General features: G+C 46.1%; 19 protein-coding genes. 1 reads left to right on the top strand and 18 read right to left on the bottom strand.

Annotation, left to right across the window (positions count from 1 at the left end):
- Nucleotides 1-693, bottom strand: a complete 693-nt coding sequence (locus M3223_RS22840) for a hypothetical protein (protein WP_251565973.1) — start codon at nt 691-693, stop codon at nt 1-3.
- Between the two features lie 36 nt (nt 694-729).
- Nucleotides 730-1,512 (bottom strand): glucose-1-phosphate cytidylyltransferase, encoded by a 783-nt coding sequence (gene rfbF, locus M3223_RS22835; protein ID WP_251565971.1) that lies wholly within the window; start codon nt 1,510-1,512, stop codon nt 730-732.
- A gap of 249 nt (nt 1,513-1,761) precedes the next feature.
- On the opposite strand from rfbF, the gene M3223_RS22830 reads away from it, so the two are divergent.
- Nucleotides 1,762-3,699 (top strand): TPR domain-containing glycosyltransferase, encoded by a 1,938-nt coding sequence (locus M3223_RS22830; RefSeq protein ID WP_251565969.1) that lies wholly within the window; start codon nt 1,762-1,764, stop codon nt 3,697-3,699.
- A gap of 28 nt (nt 3,700-3,727) precedes the next feature.
- On the opposite strand, the gene M3223_RS22825 is transcribed toward M3223_RS22830, so the two are convergent.
- The 16 genes from M3223_RS22825 to M3223_RS22750 all read right to left on the bottom strand — a co-directional run.
- A complete protein-coding gene (locus M3223_RS22825) occupies nt 3,728-4,045 on the bottom strand; it encodes a hypothetical protein (protein ID WP_251565967.1) in 318 nt (105 codons plus the stop codon).
- Between the two features lie 5 nt (nt 4,046-4,050).
- Nucleotides 4,051-4,437 (bottom strand): flagellar export chaperone FliS, encoded by a 387-nt coding sequence (gene fliS, locus M3223_RS22820; protein WP_251565965.1) that lies wholly within the window; start codon nt 4,435-4,437, stop codon nt 4,051-4,053.
- Nucleotides 4,438-4,453: 16 nt separating this feature from the next.
- Nucleotides 4,454-5,977, bottom strand: a complete 1,524-nt coding sequence (gene fliD, locus M3223_RS22815) for a flagellar filament capping protein FliD (protein WP_251565963.1) — start codon at nt 5,975-5,977, stop codon at nt 4,454-4,456.
- A 17-nt stretch (nt 5,978-5,994) separates the two neighbouring features.
- Complete coding sequence (locus M3223_RS22810; RefSeq protein ID WP_251565961.1) at nt 5,995-6,366, bottom strand: flagellar protein FlaG; 372 nt, start codon at nt 6,364-6,366, stop codon at nt 5,995-5,997.
- An 80-nt stretch (nt 6,367-6,446) separates the two neighbouring features.
- Complete coding sequence (locus M3223_RS22805) at nt 6,447-7,508, bottom strand: tetratricopeptide repeat-containing glycosyltransferase family 2 protein (protein WP_251565959.1); 1,062 nt, start codon at nt 7,506-7,508, stop codon at nt 6,447-6,449.
- 72 nt (nt 7,509-7,580) lie between these two features.
- On the bottom strand, nt 7,581-8,348 hold the full coding sequence (locus M3223_RS22800; protein WP_251565957.1) for a flagellin: 768 nt from the start codon (nt 8,346-8,348) through the stop codon (nt 7,581-7,583).
- 117 nt (nt 8,349-8,465) lie between these two features.
- The gene (gene csrA, locus M3223_RS22795) at nt 8,466-8,711 is read right to left on the bottom strand and encodes a carbon storage regulator CsrA (RefSeq protein WP_251565955.1); all 246 of its coding nucleotides are present in this window, start codon (nt 8,709-8,711) and stop codon (nt 8,466-8,468) included.
- Nucleotides 8,711-9,160 (bottom strand): flagellar assembly protein FliW, encoded by a 450-nt coding sequence (fliW, locus tag M3223_RS22790; RefSeq protein WP_251565953.1) that lies wholly within the window; start codon nt 9,158-9,160, stop codon nt 8,711-8,713. The genes csrA and fliW overlap by 1 nt, the downstream gene beginning before the upstream one ends.
- Nucleotides 9,161-9,381: 221 nt before the next feature.
- Nucleotides 9,382-9,954: a DUF6470 family protein gene (locus tag M3223_RS22785; RefSeq protein ID WP_251565951.1), complete on the bottom strand. Its 573-nt coding sequence runs from the start codon at nt 9,952-9,954 to the stop codon at nt 9,382-9,384.
- 1 nt (nt 9,955) lies between these two features.
- Nucleotides 9,956-10,873 (bottom strand): flagellar hook-associated protein FlgL, encoded by a 918-nt coding sequence (gene flgL, locus M3223_RS22780; protein ID WP_251565949.1) that lies wholly within the window; start codon nt 10,871-10,873, stop codon nt 9,956-9,958.
- 19 nt (nt 10,874-10,892) lie between these two features.
- Nucleotides 10,893-12,434: a flagellar hook-associated protein FlgK gene (flgK, locus tag M3223_RS22775; RefSeq protein ID WP_251565947.1), complete on the bottom strand. Its 1,542-nt coding sequence runs from the start codon at nt 12,432-12,434 to the stop codon at nt 10,893-10,895.
- Nucleotides 12,435-12,449: 15 nt separating this feature from the next.
- Complete coding sequence (locus M3223_RS22770; protein WP_251565945.1) at nt 12,450-12,947, bottom strand: flagellar protein FlgN; 498 nt, start codon at nt 12,945-12,947, stop codon at nt 12,450-12,452.
- Nucleotides 12,948-12,981: 34 nt separating this feature from the next.
- Entirely contained in the window at nt 12,982-13,245 is a 264-nt protein-coding gene (flgM, locus tag M3223_RS22765; protein WP_251565943.1) for a flagellar biosynthesis anti-sigma factor FlgM, read from the bottom strand.
- Between the two features lie 148 nt (nt 13,246-13,393).
- The gene (locus M3223_RS22760; protein ID WP_251565940.1) at nt 13,394-13,792 is read right to left on the bottom strand and encodes a TIGR03826 family flagellar region protein; all 399 of its coding nucleotides are present in this window, start codon (nt 13,790-13,792) and stop codon (nt 13,394-13,396) included.
- Between the two features lie 491 nt (nt 13,793-14,283).
- Nucleotides 14,284-15,228: a ComF family protein gene (locus M3223_RS22755; RefSeq protein WP_251565938.1), complete on the bottom strand. Its 945-nt coding sequence runs from the start codon at nt 15,226-15,228 to the stop codon at nt 14,284-14,286.
- Nucleotides 15,229-15,272: 44 nt separating this feature from the next.
- Nucleotides 15,273-17,002: helicase-related protein (locus M3223_RS22750; protein WP_251565936.1), on the bottom strand; the 1,730-nt coding region annotated here is incomplete at its 5' end.

Genomic DNA, 17,002 nt, shown 5'->3' with positions numbered 1-17,002 from the left:
TCAAACCTCAAAAGGGATAGGCACATTGAAAAAAGTTTGCGCCCATGATGAATCGTTTCTTTGCAATATTAAATGATGCCCAGTATCTATATCACGATAGTACAGAGATTTGCTTTTTAAATTTTTATTACGCAAAAGAGCCTGATTTCCAATGGTTGAATGGTCTCCTATAATACAATTACCTACTATTGTAGATTGAGGTGCCATAGCAACTCCTTTTCCTAGAGAGGGGTACACACCATGTACCGCTCCTACCGTACAACCTTGGCAACATACAAAAAAATCACTGTAGGACGCTTTTCCTAATACAATGCCTCCCCCATGCAAAACAAGGAATATATTGGGCATCTCAGCATCATACATGCAAATAAATCCGTTCAGCACTTTGTTGAGATAGAACATTTTCGAAGCCAATTCCGCATCTTGGAATTCCCTCCACACAGAATTAGACAGAAACCATAAAAAAACTGAATATTGATCCGAGTGCAGATGGGAAAAGAATGTAGTGTCTTTGTCATGATAAGTTTTTAATGCGACATGTCTAAAACAATATTCCGATCGTTCCATGGCTTGATTAAATGATTTCATTAAAAGCGGGTCAGTTAAACTCAATCTATCATCAGGAAAAAAATTATTGATCTGTCGCATGACATACGTTTTTAAATCGTTTATATTAAGAGTCGATTTAAACATAGTTAGCTCCTAAAAAAGAGTAATTGTCCCTGGAAATTAGTTTTCCCAAACCTTCCAGGGAGCTTGACTTTTTTTCCACATTTCCTCGAGATTATTCTTTTCACGCAATGTATCCATTGGTTGCCAAAAGCCTTCATGCTTGTAAACGTTTAATTCACCATCAATAGCTAAATTTTGTAAAGGCTCCTGCTCAAGGATGGAAAAATCGGAATCAAGAAAGTAATTGAACACTTGGGGTTCAAATACCATGTAGCCACCATTTATCCATCCCCCATCTCCTCTCACTTTTTCGGTAAATCCTCTGACCCGTTCACCGTCTAATTCAAGTCTTCCGAATCTTCCCTCTGGTTGAACAGCTGTAATGGTGGCCAAGCGCCTATTCTTTTTGTGAGAACTAACCAGATTCTCAATATTTATATTTGATAATCCATCACCGTAAGTGAGCATAAACGGCTCATTTCCTACGTATGGCTGGATTCGTTTTATACGGCTGCCTGTCATGGTATCTAAACCCGTTTCGACTAGCGTGACTTTCCAAGGCTCTACTCGATTTTGATGAATTTCTACGGCATTTCCAGATGTAAAATCATACGTTACGGCTTCAGACATATGCCGATAATAATTCGCAAAATATTCTTTAATAACATAGCCCTTGTAACCCAGGCAGATAATGAAATCATTATATCCATAATAAGAATAGGTCTTCATAATATGCCATAGAATTGGAGCATCTCCTATCTCCACCATTGGCTTTGGTCTTAAATAAGACTCCTCGCTGATTCTTGTCCCTCTTCCACCTGCTAAAATAACGACTTTCAAGGCTTTCTCCTCCTGTGATGAGGGTAGTTACTCCTTCTCTTATCTCTCTAAATTATCGACAAATCGAAAATAAAAGTTAGTAGTTTTCATTAAAGCTTTTAATTAACCCTTAATGCCACCCGTTAAATAAGAAGCCAACTTAGAAATCAGTTCAACCGTTTTCAATAAACCGCTCAGGTTCCTTTCTATTGAAATTCCAATCAAAACCCGATATATAGAATAAGAATATTTTCACTTAGGAGACCAGACATGTTACTTTCTCTCTGTATGATTGTTAAAAACGAACAGGAAGTTCTTGAGAGGTGCTTAGAAAGCGTTAAAAATGTTGTTGATGAAATTATAATTTTAGATACCGGTTCTACTGATCGAACTAAAGAAATTGCACTTTCGTATACATCGCATTTTCTAGAATTTGAATGGATTAAGGATTTTTCAGCAGCTCGTAATGAATCCATTCGAAATGCCTCTGGAAAATGGATTCTTGTTCTGGACGCAGATGAATATTTTGCACCGGAAGAAGGAGCGAGGCTCCGCTCATTTCTTGAAACGGTAGAGCCCTCTCCATTGCATGTCTTTTCAATTAACGTAATTAACTTTGTAGGTAAATCTTTAGAACAAGGCATGATTACAAGTGGTGAAGTTCCTCGATTATTTCCGAATTTTCAGGGGATTCACTTTCAGCGCCCAATTCACGAACAGCTTCACTCCAATCAAGGTGAATTGACTTCTTCCTTAGCGCCAATCTCGATTTTTCATACAGGATACCTAAAGGATAGGGTAGAACAAAAATCAAAATTAGAACGAAATGCTGAATTATTTACTCAATTAAAGAAGAATACCGGCTTTAGTGCTTATGACTACTATACTTTAGGCAATGAATGCTCCGTTGCGGGCGACTCCAAAAAAGCTATTTATTATTACGAACGGGCTATTAAAAAACAAAACCAGCCTCTCAGCTCTTCCTGGTACTCTCATTGCTTAATATCTCTGACACTGGGTTATCTCAACCAGCATCGCTTCTACGATGCTTGGGAAATAATCGAATCTAAACTTTTATATTGGAAGGATTATCCGGAGTATCGCTTTTTAAAAGCAAACATGCTGCACTACTTAGGCTTTACAAACGAGGCTAGAGAGGGCTATGAGGAAGCGATTGCTACTGCTTCTATAAAAGCAACTGATTCCGTAAAATTTTGGATTGAGAGCGCTGACTTTGCTTCTACTATCCCCATGCGCAAATTAGTATCCATTTTTGAATCGCAGGAAAATTGGGAAAAAGCTGTGTACTACCTTACAAATTTGTTGAAACAAGATCTTCATGATTACAGCGCGCTTCGCTCGCTTTTAAAGATACTTCTGCGGTTCGACGATGTCGCTTCTATTACATCCTTGTTGGATCGAATTTATGATTCAACTAATAATCGTCATCAATACATTCTTTTCCGATCATCTCTTGCAGTGTATGATCAGAATTTAACTCAATTTTATTTTGAACGACTTTCTATAAACAACGAGAAGGCCCTTTCACAAGAAGATAAACTCTTTTACTTTTTCTTAGTTAAAGACAAGAATAGGTACCACGAGACAGCTGCTAGTTTTGCAGGAGAGGTAGACAACCAGCTTGCCCTAGTCACCCATGCCGCCGCTTCATATCTATGGGAATTAAAAGTAGAATTGAAATTTGTTGATTCATCTAGAGAAGCTTACAAACAAATTATCTCTTTTTTAAAAAATGACGGCCTTGAAAGTCAACTTTATGAGCATTCACCGATACTCGTTTTTGAATTATTAAAAGTCTATTATCAAGTTCAGGAGTTTGAACTTTTTGATGAAATTCTCAAACGCTGCTCGAGTCCAGAAATTTTAAATTTAATAGCTAATCATTTTTTTGAGCAAAAAAATACAGAATTAGCCTTGAATTTCTATACTCTGCTTTTGGAGCAGAACTTGCTAAGTCCAGTTAGTTTAGAGAACCTCGGAATTTACCATTTGAATAATGGTTTTACGGAAGAAGGCTTAGAGTTCATAGATACTGCATTAAAAACTTCACCGCAAACAATCCATCTTTATGTTCTATATCTTAAGCATTGTCAGAATCCACTGCTTCGAAAATCTATGCAAAAGCGGTTACTCCAAGAGTTTTCAGCTGCAAGAAAAATCCCTTTTTTCGCTGCAATCATGAATTAAAAAAAGTCCGGCATTTGCCGGACTTTTTTTAATTTCTTTTATCAATAAAATAGCTGCCTAAAGCTCCAGTCGAACTGTATGCATTTTTTTGAACTTTGGATTGTTGTATTTTCAACAACGCAGCTGCTGCCTCTTCCTTCAACTCTCTCATCCGTGACAGCAAGGTTGCATCATAGGATTGAAGCACTCTAACGATTTGCATATCGTCGCTTGTCAGTTGCGAAGAATTAAAAGAAGCTAACACAGACTCCCTTAATTCAATTAAATACTCCAGTTCCTCAGGAGCAACCGTCTTTATCCTTGAGATAAGCGCAGTTGTATATACTTCTAATTCGAGTAATGTCATGGTAACTATGCCTGCTGCTGGATAGCTGCGCTGCCACCGGAAAGCTGTTTCCAAGACTGTCTTAATTCCACTAAATGCTCCACTACCTCTTGAGCATTCCCTACTTGTTTGTATACGTTAGCCTGTATTAACTGATGTAACATATATTCGTAAATAGTTAGCAATTGCTTCGCAACAGGAAACTCAAAGTTTAATGATGCTACTAACTCATGTAAAATGGACTCTGCTTTACAAAAGTTGTTATTAGCTGCTTCATAGTTGTTATGCTCAAGTCCAGTTATACCTTGCTTAACAAATCGAATTGCCCCATCATAAAGCATAATAACTAATTGTAATGGTGTGGCCGTTTGAGCAGACAACTGCTGATATTTTTGGTAGGGGGACTGAATCATTTCAGGTCACTCCTTATTAATTGCTAGAAAAAGCGGATGACTGTGAGCTATATCTGTTTATCGCTGTTTCCATTGCAGTAAATTGTTTGTAATACTGATTTTCTTTATTAAATAAATAACTATTCATACTATCAATTCGCTTGTCTAAATCTCTTAGCTGCTCCCCTAACATAGAATTGGCCATAAACGCAGCATTTTTATCTGAACTGAAAGCTGATGTACCAGCTTTTTGAGATAGAGATTGTAAAGTCGTCATCAACGTGCTGCTTAACTTAGTAAATAATCCGGAGTTTGGACTCGTAGGAGCCAGGTCCTCTTTAGACGTCGATGTCTTCTTATTAAACAGAGCAACGACAGCATCCGGGTTTTTCTCAATAGCCGCCTTTAACTTCTCTTCGTCTTCAATAATAAGCTTACCATGCTGATTCCAACTACCTGTAACGATTCCAAGTGATTGGAGGTTTAATATATCGGAGGACCCTGTATCCACAGTAGAAAGAACTGACATCCGCAAATCGGAAATCATTGAACTGAGAATAGGCTCGTTTTTTAACAGTCCGCTCTTCGCCTTATTTTCCCAGAGGGTAATTTCGTTTTCTTTCATATCTTGTTTTTGTTCTTCTGTCAGTGGCTTAAAGGAACGATACCGATCTTCATTGAGTTTTCCATTGACTTGATCTAGAATCGAATTATAATCCGATACAAAAGACTTTATTGTATTTAAAATAGAACTCGTATCCATTTTTGATGTAATCGTAGCTGGATTGTTAGTTGAAGTTACTTCTTTTAACTGCAAATTATATCCGTTTACACTAATATAATTGCTTGAAGAAGTCATTGCAATTCCATTAACCGTGTATAATGCATCGCCACCAGATGTTGATTCAGCTTTCTCCGTCATATTAAAGGCTCCACCGACTGAAATATCGTTTAGTCCAGTGGAATTGCTTCGAATGGAAAGTAAGCCGTCTTTGCCTACCATAGCCGTTACATTAAGTTTTTTATTGCTATTAATGCTTCCAAGAACATCCCCTAAAGTGGAGCTATCGTCGAAAGTTATCGTTTCTGAAGTACCGTTTGAATTAATAGTAAGTGTATAATTTCCATTACCATCCTTACTGTCAAAGTCAAGATTTAAGTCTTTCATTAATGTAGTATTATCGTAGGATGTTAAAGGGGAACCTGATCCCGGACTTAATTGATACAATGAGTTTGTTGTTTTAGCGAGGCTCTCTATGGTTACGCTTAAGGAACCGGTTGCCGCGCTTGTCGTAGAGGTCACCGAAACTGCATTTAAGTTCCCGGTAACCTCTGATGTCTTGGCGCTCAATGAACTTAAATTATTATATTTTGCTAGTTTGTTATTGCGGAAGTCAATTAAAGAAGTGCTGATGTCTCTATACTGTTCTTGCTGCCACGTTATTGTTGCTTTGCTTGCTTTAAGCTTATCTAATTTCGCATTTTCAGCTTTCATTAATTGCTTAACCATACTATCGATATCAAGGCCTGAATTAAAACCAGATATGCGAAGGTTGCTCATTATGTTTCCCCCTTAATTTAAATCCGATGATCAATTAACAATCCTGCTATTTCCATGAGTTGTGCCGCCACATCTAGCGTTTTTTCGGGTGGAACCTCCCGAATAACTTCATTTGTTTCCTTATTAATGACTTTAATCATGATGGAATTGGTTTCCTTATGCACGGAGAATTCTACTGAAGTATGAGGACCTTCCATAGCCTTGATAGCTCGGTCAACTGCCTTAATTTTTTGCTCGTCCGCTATTGTTGGCTTTGCTCCACGTAACTCAGCTAGTCTAAGAGCCTCTGTCGTATTTATTACTAAGGATCGATTTATTCCAGAGCTTACGGTACCCGAACCAGACGATAGTGGAGGTACAGCATTGCTGTTAATGGACGATAAGTTCATAGACATCACCCTTGTCTTTTGATTTCAGTTAATTATTTTATCGGTTATTCTTCTATCTCTCATAAGTCCAGATTAAATTGTTACAGACTTTTTAATCTAATACTTGCCGACTCGCTTCCTAAGCTAACTGCCCTTTGATAAGCCTTAATAGCTTCATTTGTTTTACCAGTTGTTTCATAAAAAACCCCTAAGTTATAATAAGCAGCATCTGAGCCTGTCCCTTTAACCGTCTCATACAAGTCGCTTTCTCCGACTTCTATTGCTTTTAAATACGACTCTTCTATTTTATATAGTAAGTGCACTCTATCAGAAGGGTTGTCCATTATGTATTCCAAGTAGAAAATACCGCACACAAAATGATAATCGGAAAACTGCCCCACAAACTCATGAGACTGATTAATTATTTCCATCGCACGAGAGAGGTTCTTCTGGCCTATTAAAGCATAGATATATTGTACGATAACATTTGGAGCATACGCTTCAAATCCGGTTATATTAGCATATGATTTTTCAAAACAGTTACAGGCTGCCTTGAATTCTTTTATCCCGTAATACTCTCGTCCTAATTGATAATTATAATAAGGATGTGTTGGTTGCTCTTCCAGTGCCTGTATGAGCAAAGGCATGTTACGATTTGACTTATCCGTCTCTAAATATCCGTCATGCCTAACAACAATAGGAACGTTTATCCTGTCATAATCTGAATTTACTTGTTCATGAATTCTCCCCGTGTAGTTGACTTCGGCAGGCAATAATCGAGAATACCACCCCTCTGATTCTACGAGCTGTTCATTTTGAATGACTTCATCAATTATTTTAATTTTCCCTATTTTTTTAGAGCTAGTTAAGAACTCCTTTAATTCTTCCATATCGATATGAGTAACGTAGTTGTCTGCATCCAAAATCAAATTCCACTTTGATGTCGATTTGGATAATGCATAATTTCTCGCCTCAGAAAAATCATTAGTCCAAACAAAATCAAATACCTTTGCTTCGAATGCCGTAGCTATTTCTTTTGTACGATCGCTTGAACCCGTATCTACAATTATAATTTCCTGCACCAAGCCAGCAACGCTTTTTAAACAGCGTCCTAGCTTTTTTTCCTCATTTCGCACAATCATGACGAGTGAAAGATCTTTCAATACAATACACCTCTTTAAATGAATAAAGAACCTTAGACAAGTCTAAGGTTCTTTAAATTGAAACGGAATAAATTAACGGAGCAGCGACAGAACGCCTTGAGGAGCCGAGTTCGCTTGAGCCAGCATCGACTGGGAAGCTTGCAGAAGGATATTGTTTTTCGTAAGAGCAACCATTTCCTTCGCCATATCCGTATCACGGATACGGGACTCGGATGCAGTCAGGTTTTCTGTAGTAGTACCAAGGTTATTGGAAGTGTATTCCAGACGGTTCTGGACTGCACCAAGCTTACCACGCTCTGTTGCTACAGCAGAGATTGCATCGTTGATGTTAGTAAGTGTGGACGCGGAAGTTAACGAGCCGAACGACGTTGTGGAAATCGAGCCGATGGTGATCAGTGTACCTTTGTCGTCAGTTACGATGCCAGCTCCAGCAGTAATTGCTTTTCCGTTGAAAGTTGTGTTCGTGAGAATGTTGCTGATTTGGGAAGAAAGAGCCGTCATCTCTTCACCAATATTGTTCGTATCGGTCGTTGTGTACGTACCGTTATCCTTTTGTACTTTCAATTCTTTCATGCGAGTCAGCATTGCGGACACTTCGTTCAGCGCGCCCTCAGCCGTTTGTACAAAAGAGATACCGTCTTGAGTATTACGTTGAGCTTGCTCAAGACCACGGATTTGACCGCGCATGTTCTCGGAGATGGACAGGCCAGCAGCGTCATCAGCAGCGCGGTTAATACGCAGGCCGGAGGACAGCTTCTCCATGTTTTTGCTTGAAGCCGTTTGGTTCAGACCCATGTTGCGGTGCGTGTTAACTGCGGAAATATTGTGATTGATAATCATGATTTGTTTCCTCCCTGAAATTAGGTAATTGTCCCACTTCCTTGTGGTAAACCAGCTATCAGGTCGGCCGCCCTTTAGCTGATCTAATTTATATATCGGGAGGAGTCTATCTATTGTTTAGAGGGATCTCGGTAAAGTTAGAGATTTAAATTGGATTTTTAAGTCTTCCACTGAGACCAAATGTTGAACGGCATCCCGATTCGTATCCGCGATCTCCTGATACAACTCCTTGCGGAGGATCGTCACATCTCTCGGAGCGGAAATGCCGAGCTTGATTCCATCGGCCCCAATCTCCAGAACAGTCAGCTCAATATCTGGCCCAATTAAAATCGATTCGCCTTTGCGGCGTCCAAGTACGAGCATCAGGCTTCCTCCTCTTCATTAGGCTTCTCGGACTGCATCAGCGCATGGCGGGTCGTGTAGCTAGTCCCCTCCAAAATAATCTGACGGGCCGTTCTGCTGCTTGTATTAAAAATAACTGGGGCTACCAGGTTCAGCGACGCTTCCGCCAAAGAGCCTTGGATGCTGACGATGTTCAGAACGAGCACCTCTTCGGGTGTCTTCAGTTCTAACTCTCTCTCCGCCTGCTCCGGCAGCTTGAATTCATAATCGGGGTAAAACGAGAAGGGATCCGCCGCTACAAATGCCAGACCGCCTTCCTCCAACGACTGCAAATGGAACAGCGGGCTGTCCTCCACCGGGATGAGCGCATACTGCTTATACTCTGGGAAACCGGGTATGCCAGACGGGAAAGTGTACACTTCTTTATCCCGGACCTCTATTGCACCAAAACGGGTCGTTTCTATAATCATCCTATTCACACTCCATATTCATTTGGAAAAGCAAGCCTTAGTGGGAAATACACAGAACGAACAATATCAATGTCAAAAGAAAAAGAAAGAGCCACAAAATCGATATTTCGATTTTATCGCTCTTTATTAAGGAATGGCAAACTCCCAAAGGAGTCAGGGAAAGGTATTCGGTCTATCTGCTTCTTATTTCAACTCGAAGACCCTAAGCCCCTTTAATCAGCTCAAGCCTGCAACTCCACAAACGGCGGAGGCGTCACGGTCACTTTCGGGTACTGCGCCACAGAAATATGCACCTTACCAGGCGCGTAATCTACCTCAGGCTTGCGGGTCTGCACCTGAATGTCGACATCCCCCGGTGTTATATTGATTTCTGGACGTTGAATGTCGAAGTTAATGCGCGTGTTGAATATAGAAGGTTCGCTATACAGCTGGCGAGGAGCACGTTCACGCCTGGACTCTCTTAGAGCAACATCGGGAAGCGGGTTTTCCTTCGTTCGCAGATCCGAAATCTCCCGCCATTTCTGAATCGTACGCTCGACATGCTGCAACGCAATACTCTTCGTATCCGAATAAATGCGCTGCATGAACGCCTCAGGCTTGCCGCCGTTAATGGCGTTCCAGGTATCCGTCTGGTCGATCAGCAGCTCCGGACGATGGGTTTGAACGTCTATAACCGGTTTTGTCGAATTGATGCTGACCTCCGCGCGGGGCTGGCGGATGTCAACCTTCGCTTTCTCCGTCCGAATGTCCAGACGAATCGGCTGCTGCTGAATTTGAAGCTGAGGAAGCCTCATTTTAGTTCAGGAAATTGACCAGCGAAGGCATAATGATTTTGGCCCCAACAGAAAGTGAAGCCTGGTAAATATTCTCGCTAACGCTAGATTCAAGATACAGCTTCTCTACATCTGCACCCTCTGTTTTGCCTTGAAGCGCCGACAGGCTCACGTCCAGATCCTTCAGACGGTTCTCCATCAGCTCGGTGCGATTTGTTCTTGCACCTACTTCGGCACGAGCGGACATCATTTTGTTCATCCGGCTCTTGATGTTGTCCAATTCGGCCCCGATCGCCAGATAATTTGTGCTGGAAAGCGAAGCACTTAGCCTGTCAAATATAGAAAAAATATTGTCCGAAGTGCCACCTGCATCGGCTTCCCCAAATACGTCGGCTGCCTGTAAATTCACATTTATTGTTATTGACTCCCCGATTGCATAAGTTACCTGCCCGTTATCAGCCGTAACGGCCCTGGCGTCAAAGCCGGCCGCTCCGGTATCGTATGGCTTCTGGTCAAAACGCTGTCCAGCAAAAACGTATTTGCCGTTGAAGCTGCTGTTGGCGATGTCCAGCATCTGGTTTTTGAGCTCGGCAATTTCTTTGTTGATTGCATCCAGCGAGCTTGTTGTGTTCGTGCCGGTGGAGCCCTGGGTCGTCAGCTCCGTCAGCCGCTGCATAACCGCTGTGGCTTGGTTAAGCTGAGAGTCGTTGAATTCCAGCCAGGACAACGCGGAGGAGACATTGTCCTGGTACTGCTCGTTGGCGGCCAGATCGGAGCGGTAACGGAGGCCGTACGTAATGCCTACCGGATCGTCCGAGGCTTTGTTGATTTTGCGGCCTGTAGAAATCTGCTCCGAATAACCTGACATCCGGTTCAGGTTTGTATTCAAATTGCTCATCAATTGGGAATGCATCATGCCCTGAGTAACGCGAAGCGCCATCTAATTCATCTCCTTACGATTAGCGGCCGACCTGTCCTGTGCCGTTAATCAGCTTTTCCAGCAGCTCGTCCATCGTGGTCATAAAACGGGCAGCCGCATTGTAGGCGTTCTGAAATTTGATCATGTCGGACATCTCTTCATCGGTAGAAACGCTGCTTACGGACTGGCGGCTGCTATTGGCTTGATCGACCATGGCCATGGAGTTTGTGTACTGGCGTTTTGCCTCTTGGGACTGTACGCCCAGTTGGCCAACCATTGAGTTGTAATAACTGCCGATTGTCGCCCTGGACTCTGTGCCGCCGGTACCGCTCAGGTTCATTAAGAAAGCTTTGTCTTTGGCCTCGCCCATTAACAAGGCGAGCGTATTGTTGCCCTTGATGACCGTAGTCACTCCAGCTGCATCCGTTGAAGTACGCATGGAGCTGGCGATTTTGTTGGAATCGGCCGCGATCGCCGGGTTTAGCCGAAGGCTGCCAGCTGTAATGCCGGAAGCCCCGCTTGTGGAGTCAAAGGTGAAAAAGTCGAGGCCGGCCGTTGCCGGACTCTCCAGCGTATATCCGAGCTTATGCAGGCCATTGATGCCGTTGACGGTCATCACCGTGTCTTCAGCGAGCGGCACGGTTGTGCCCGGAAGCACAGAACCCTTCGGTACGGTAACCTGGAACTCGCCGTTCGCCAGCGTATTGGCCAGCTGATCCAGCTGGGTCAGCATCCCGCGGACATTCGTGTCCCGGGCGCGGAACGTGCCGTGGAGCTCTCCGCCGTTCAAATCCCCGCCTTGATATGCGGCTTCCAAAGCGGCTCCGGTCAATTGCTGGGCATTAATGCCTTCCACCAGATTGGTGTTGCCCATATTGATCGTATAACCGTCGCCCGTGTCGGTTACCGTGACGTTCATCATCTTGGAAAGATCATCTGTAAGCTGATCCCGCTTATCCCGAAGGTCGTTGGCGTTGTCCCCAAGCCCCTCCATGCGTTTGATCTGTCCGTTAAGATCAGCGATGGACTGAATGATTGAACTCGCCTGAGCTGCTTTTGTATCAGCACTGGCAGTCAAGTCCGTCTCCAAATCCGTTAGCTGGCGGCTCATCTGATTAAAGGAGTCGGTAAGCGCCTGAGCGTTCTGCCTGACAATCTGGCGGTTCGTAATGTTTTCGGGGTCTTTACTGAGGTCAGACCAGGAAGCCCAGAACTTCTCCATTAGAGTGCGAATTCCGGTATCGGAAGGCTCGTTGGCGATTTTCTCGAGCTTGTCGAGCGTCTCCGCCTGGATCTGCCAGCTTCCCTCGTATTTGCTCTCGCTGCGGTACTGGTCATCCAGAAAAGCATTGCGAAGCCTTATAATGTCCGAAGCCTCAACGCCGGAGCCTAATTGGCCCGCTGCGGAGGAGTGATGAAAGCCGAATGGCTCCATCGGAGTGGCAGCGCTCATATTAACTCGCTGCCTGGTGTATCCTGGCGTATTCGCGTTGGAAATGTTATGTCCTACCGTGTTCAATGCAGTCTGCTGAGTGAACAAGGTGCGTTTGGCGGTCTCAATTCCGTGAAACGTGGATGCCATTAGGGCGATCCTCCTCTAGCCTTTTCTGTCGAACATGCCCGCCTTCGCATGCCCGGCCGGGCTTAATTGCGGGTGGGTATAAGTGTAATCGTCATATGGAGCCTCGGATGTGAGCTCCAACGAAAACTCGATAAACTCCAGCGACTGCTTCGTCAGCGCAAGATTATGCTCATTGCGGGAGCGCACATCCTCCAGCAGCTGCGTAAGCTCCTTTTGAAGCTCCGCAAGACGCTGCTTCTCCTCCGGCTGATTGACAGTCCGGATCAGATCGGAGAGCTTGCCGCTGCGAAGGCGCAGCTGGAGCCGGGAAAAATGAATGTTGACCAGCGTCTGCCGGCGGACTTCAAGCTCCTCAATTTGCTTGGCAAGCTTGCGTTCTTTCATCAGCAGGGCGCTGAGGGCGTTGACATCCCCCTTCACCAGCACAGGTGTCTTGGCGGCGGCAAGCTCCAGCAGCTCGCGGTAAAGCCCGCTTTGCTGCTCAAGCGTATCAATTAGCTCTTGTATGGTCATACATCCCATCCGTTCTTGGGTATTGAGGTCGGGCTTATTTCAAAAAATCCCATAGCTTATCGGCAATTTTACCGGAATCAACATGATAAGTGCCGGATGCTACTTCGTTTTTCAGCTCTTGTATGCGCTGCTTGCGCTCTGCGCTTTCGGGCTGGCGGCTGGCTAACATCGCTTTGGCCTCCTCGGAAATCTGCACCTGGTCGGTTTTGCGGGTGCGTGCGCTCTCCGAAATCCGTCCCTCGCCTTGTTTCTGGTACGTAGTAATAGGATTAATTCTGCCGGTCTCGTTTATTTTCAAGTTGGTTCACCTCGTTAGGTTTGCTGCAGGACTGCAGCCGATTTGTCATGTCCCTATTATCGGCCCTTCAGAAACCTTTGTTTATAGAACAGTTGGACTATTTGTCAAGTCCTATATTTATCGATTAAACAAGAATTTTGTCAAAGACTCAAGACTTATCTTTAATGCGATAGGCTCTTTGGACGGAGATATTTCGTTTATTTTCAGTCTCCGAGTCCTTCATACGCTGCACATCGCCGCGCAGTCGCAGGCGGCAGGAATCGCACATATGGTCCTCACGGATCAGAATCCCGCACACTTCACATGGATAGCTCAAATTCGGGGCATCCAACAGGGAAATTCGTCCTTCTTTAATAAATTTGGTGATCTGACGGATGCTGACATTGGTTTGTTCGGAAAGCTCGTTAATGGTTGCGCCGCGATATTTGCGGAGATAATCTCGGCATTCGTCGTACTCACGGTCGATTTCACGTATGCAATTTGGACAAACGTCGCGGAAATTTTTAGCAAAAAGTCTGCCGCACCGCGGACAATTATCTAGGTTCATGGGACAAGCCCCCTTCAAGTTACCTTTCTCATCTTTCTTATATATCGGTCAATGCGGCTGTTAATTGGAGATAAGAATAGGTCAAATATTTTTCCAGTAAAGGAAGGTTAAGGGGCAGATGGCGGAAAAGCCGCCTTTGCTTAGGAGAGAAGCGTAAGACGGCTAGAAAATGGAAGCCAGAGACGAGGTCTCGCTTGTAGGTCAGCTGACATTTTAAAACACATTGCAGTTGTTCTTAGGCTGAGGTGGTGCGAGTTGGAATGATGGCAATGGAAAGATTTAAATGTAAGGTTATATGCAAGGTCTGATACGGCTTGTCCTTTGATTTTAACGCAACCGGGATTCGTTATTTAAGGCAAAAATGGCTATTTGACGGATATAAAGACCGAATAGGGCCGCTCAGCTTTAATTGCCAAATAAGGACGCTGAGTTGCGTTGCAGAGATTTGAGGAGCGGCAGAAATGATAGTGTTCATTTGGGATATAGCCGACTCACGCACGCGCCCAGGTTAAGCCGAAAATATCGACCGGAACGGGTGACGCTAACTGCAGCGCTCTGGCACAGCTGTCCAGGGTGCCTCCGGTTGTATAAATATCATCAATTAATAACAGCCGAAGCGGGCGGCGATTAGCTTCCGATCGGCTTGCAATAATCGACAAAATTCCGCTCGCCTCTGGAGCAGGAGAGAATAAATCTGCGGCGGATCTCAGCCTATCTCTGCGGGATTTACCGCTCATTTTGCCTCTCTCCCCGTTACGAATAAGTAATGGCCGCGAAACGAGGCCCACCCGGACTGAAAGCGAGGCTGCAAGGCGCTCCGCCTGATTGAAGCCGCGCTCTTGCAATCGTTCGGCGCTCACAGGAACCGAAGTAATTAGATCAAATACTGGAACACTGCCGCGACGGACTGAATGCAAACCGTCTCCAAGGCTCAGCTCATCGGAAAGCGCAGTAAATGCGGGTAGCAGCATTACCGCAAGCCAAGGTAAAAGCCTCTCTTCACCCCGATACTTGTAGCGGGCAAGCAGACCTCGCATTTCTGGCGTATAGGAAACTGCACTGCGGCTGCGAATAAAGCTGGCTCCAGTTCTGCGGCAGCAGTCACCGCACACCTCCGGGCGTCCGCATACAAAACATTTGATTTTACGAATCCAAGGCATAGTGCCGGAACAGCTGCGGCAGATACCGTTTGCCCAGGAGGAAGGCAGACCCTCAGGAATTCCATGCTGCTGCGAGCGTGCGGCAAAACGTTGCAAACAGATAAAACAAGGAACGCGCTCCGGCGACAGCAGCTCCAGCATTTGTTCATACCAACGGAATGGAGCACGAGATCGCTTCGCTGGGTATAAGCGCGTTGAATCCTGCGGCGGCTCGGCCAGCGGCCCTGTGCCCGATACGAGTGGCTGCAGCCTGCCGGATGAATGATCATTGAACAAAGGACAGCTCTCCTAAAGGTACGTGTAATGGGAAGATCTCCTGTTTAGCTTTGCAAATATCCGCCCCGTTGGGCTGCCCGGTTCATTGCAGTAATCTGACGAATGGCCTGCTTTTGAGCATTGCTAGCCTCAGCGGATACAAACCATACCCGGCCATGCGGGTCGTCTGCAGAACGGCCGGCGCGACCCGAGGCTTGGACCAGCGATGCCTCTCCGAACACTTCCGAGTCTGCGTCAAAAATAAAAACGTCGCTGCGGGGTACGGTTACTCCCCGTTCCAAAATCGTCGTTGTTACCAGCAAACGAATGCGAAGCTCACGAAACCGCTTGACCTTCTCCATACGCTCCGAATCCTGAGAATGTGTACCGGCGACAGGAAACTGGGCAGGGATGAGGCGGTCAAGCAGTAGAACGAGCGGCTGCACATCCCGGATGGAAGGAAGGAACAGGAACACTTGCGCGCCGCGCTCCAGCGAATGGAGCAAAGCCTGTACAAGCCGACGGGGCAGCCTTCCGGCGGCAAGCATACGCGGAACGGAAGGCGACCGCAGCTGGCGCGGGACGGGCAGCGGCTTTCGGTGAAATCGAACCGGAACCTTCGCATGCGGCATAAGCCCCCTCCGCGCCATGCGCCGCAGTTCTTGCGTCGGAGTGGCCGTAAGAAGAACAACTCGCGCGCTTGTTTTGGCGCTTCGGGCAGCAGCGGCGTGGAGCAGCTCGTCGTTTACAAACGGAAAAGCATCCAGTTCATCAATTAAAACAAGGTCAAATGCTTCCCGGAACCGCAGCAGCTGATGCGTGGTGGCCAGAAACAAGCTGCCGTTTTCCCAGCGCTGAGGGCTGCCTCCGTAAAGCGTAACCAGTGGCACATTAGGGAACGCCTTGCGCAGGCGAGGCTCCAGCTCAAGGACGACGTCGCGTCGCGGCGTCGCCAGCAAAGCTTTGCCGCCGCGCTGAAGTACCGATTCCAGCAGCGGAAACACCATTTCTGTTTTGCCAGCTCCGGTCACTGCCCAGAGCAGAAAAACAGGACGGAGGCCGGTGCCAGCCTGTCTGAAAGACTTGGCCGCAGGGAGAGAGTGCTTGACGAGCATTGTGAGTGATCGATATAGACAGGTAAAAGCGCCGGCAACCTCCATGAGCAAATGCTTGCTTTGGGGCCGTTTATTTACAGTGCAGAGTGCTTGGGCCATGGAGGCAGTAGAAGGAAACGCTGTTCTGGCCGGTAGTTCAATGGAGCAAGCCGAAGGCTCAGCTATATTGGTAGGCTGCTTTATGGAGCGAACCGCAGGATCAGCCTTTTCTGAGGGCTGCTCTAGGGAGCGAACCGGAGAGCCAGCCTTTTCGGCGGGCCATTCTACGGAGCGAACCGGAGAGTCAGCCTTTTCGGCGGGCTGCTCTAAAAAGGCCAGCGCCGCGGCTGCGGCGGCGCTTTGAGCTGGGCTCAGTCCCCAGCGGCGAAGTCTGGCCGCCGCTGGGGACTGAGCCTGCGGCAGGGCAAGCGAAGCGCCCTGCCAGCCCTGGGCCGGCATGCCTAGCACGAGCAGCCCGCATTCGCGGCTGCGCCCCATTGCCAGGCATGCCTGGCAGCAGGCGCAGCTGCCGCTCCCGCACGCGGCACATGCCGTGCGGAGCAGCTGCGCCTCACCGCTGCCGCAGCGCTGGCAGCGGTGGGCGGCGAAGCCGCCCTTCCGCCGGGGCATCTGCCCGGCGGCAACGGCGCTGCCGAGGCGCAGCCGGCCAAGCAGCGCCGCAAGCTGCAGCGCGGCGTCGC

The sequence above is a fragment of the Paenibacillus pasadenensis genome (genome assembly GCF_023715725.1).
Classification (GTDB): Bacteria; Bacillota; Bacilli; order Paenibacillales; family Paenibacillaceae; genus Paenibacillus_O; species Paenibacillus_O pasadenensis_A.
This window is presented reverse-complemented; position numbering and strand designations above follow the sequence as displayed.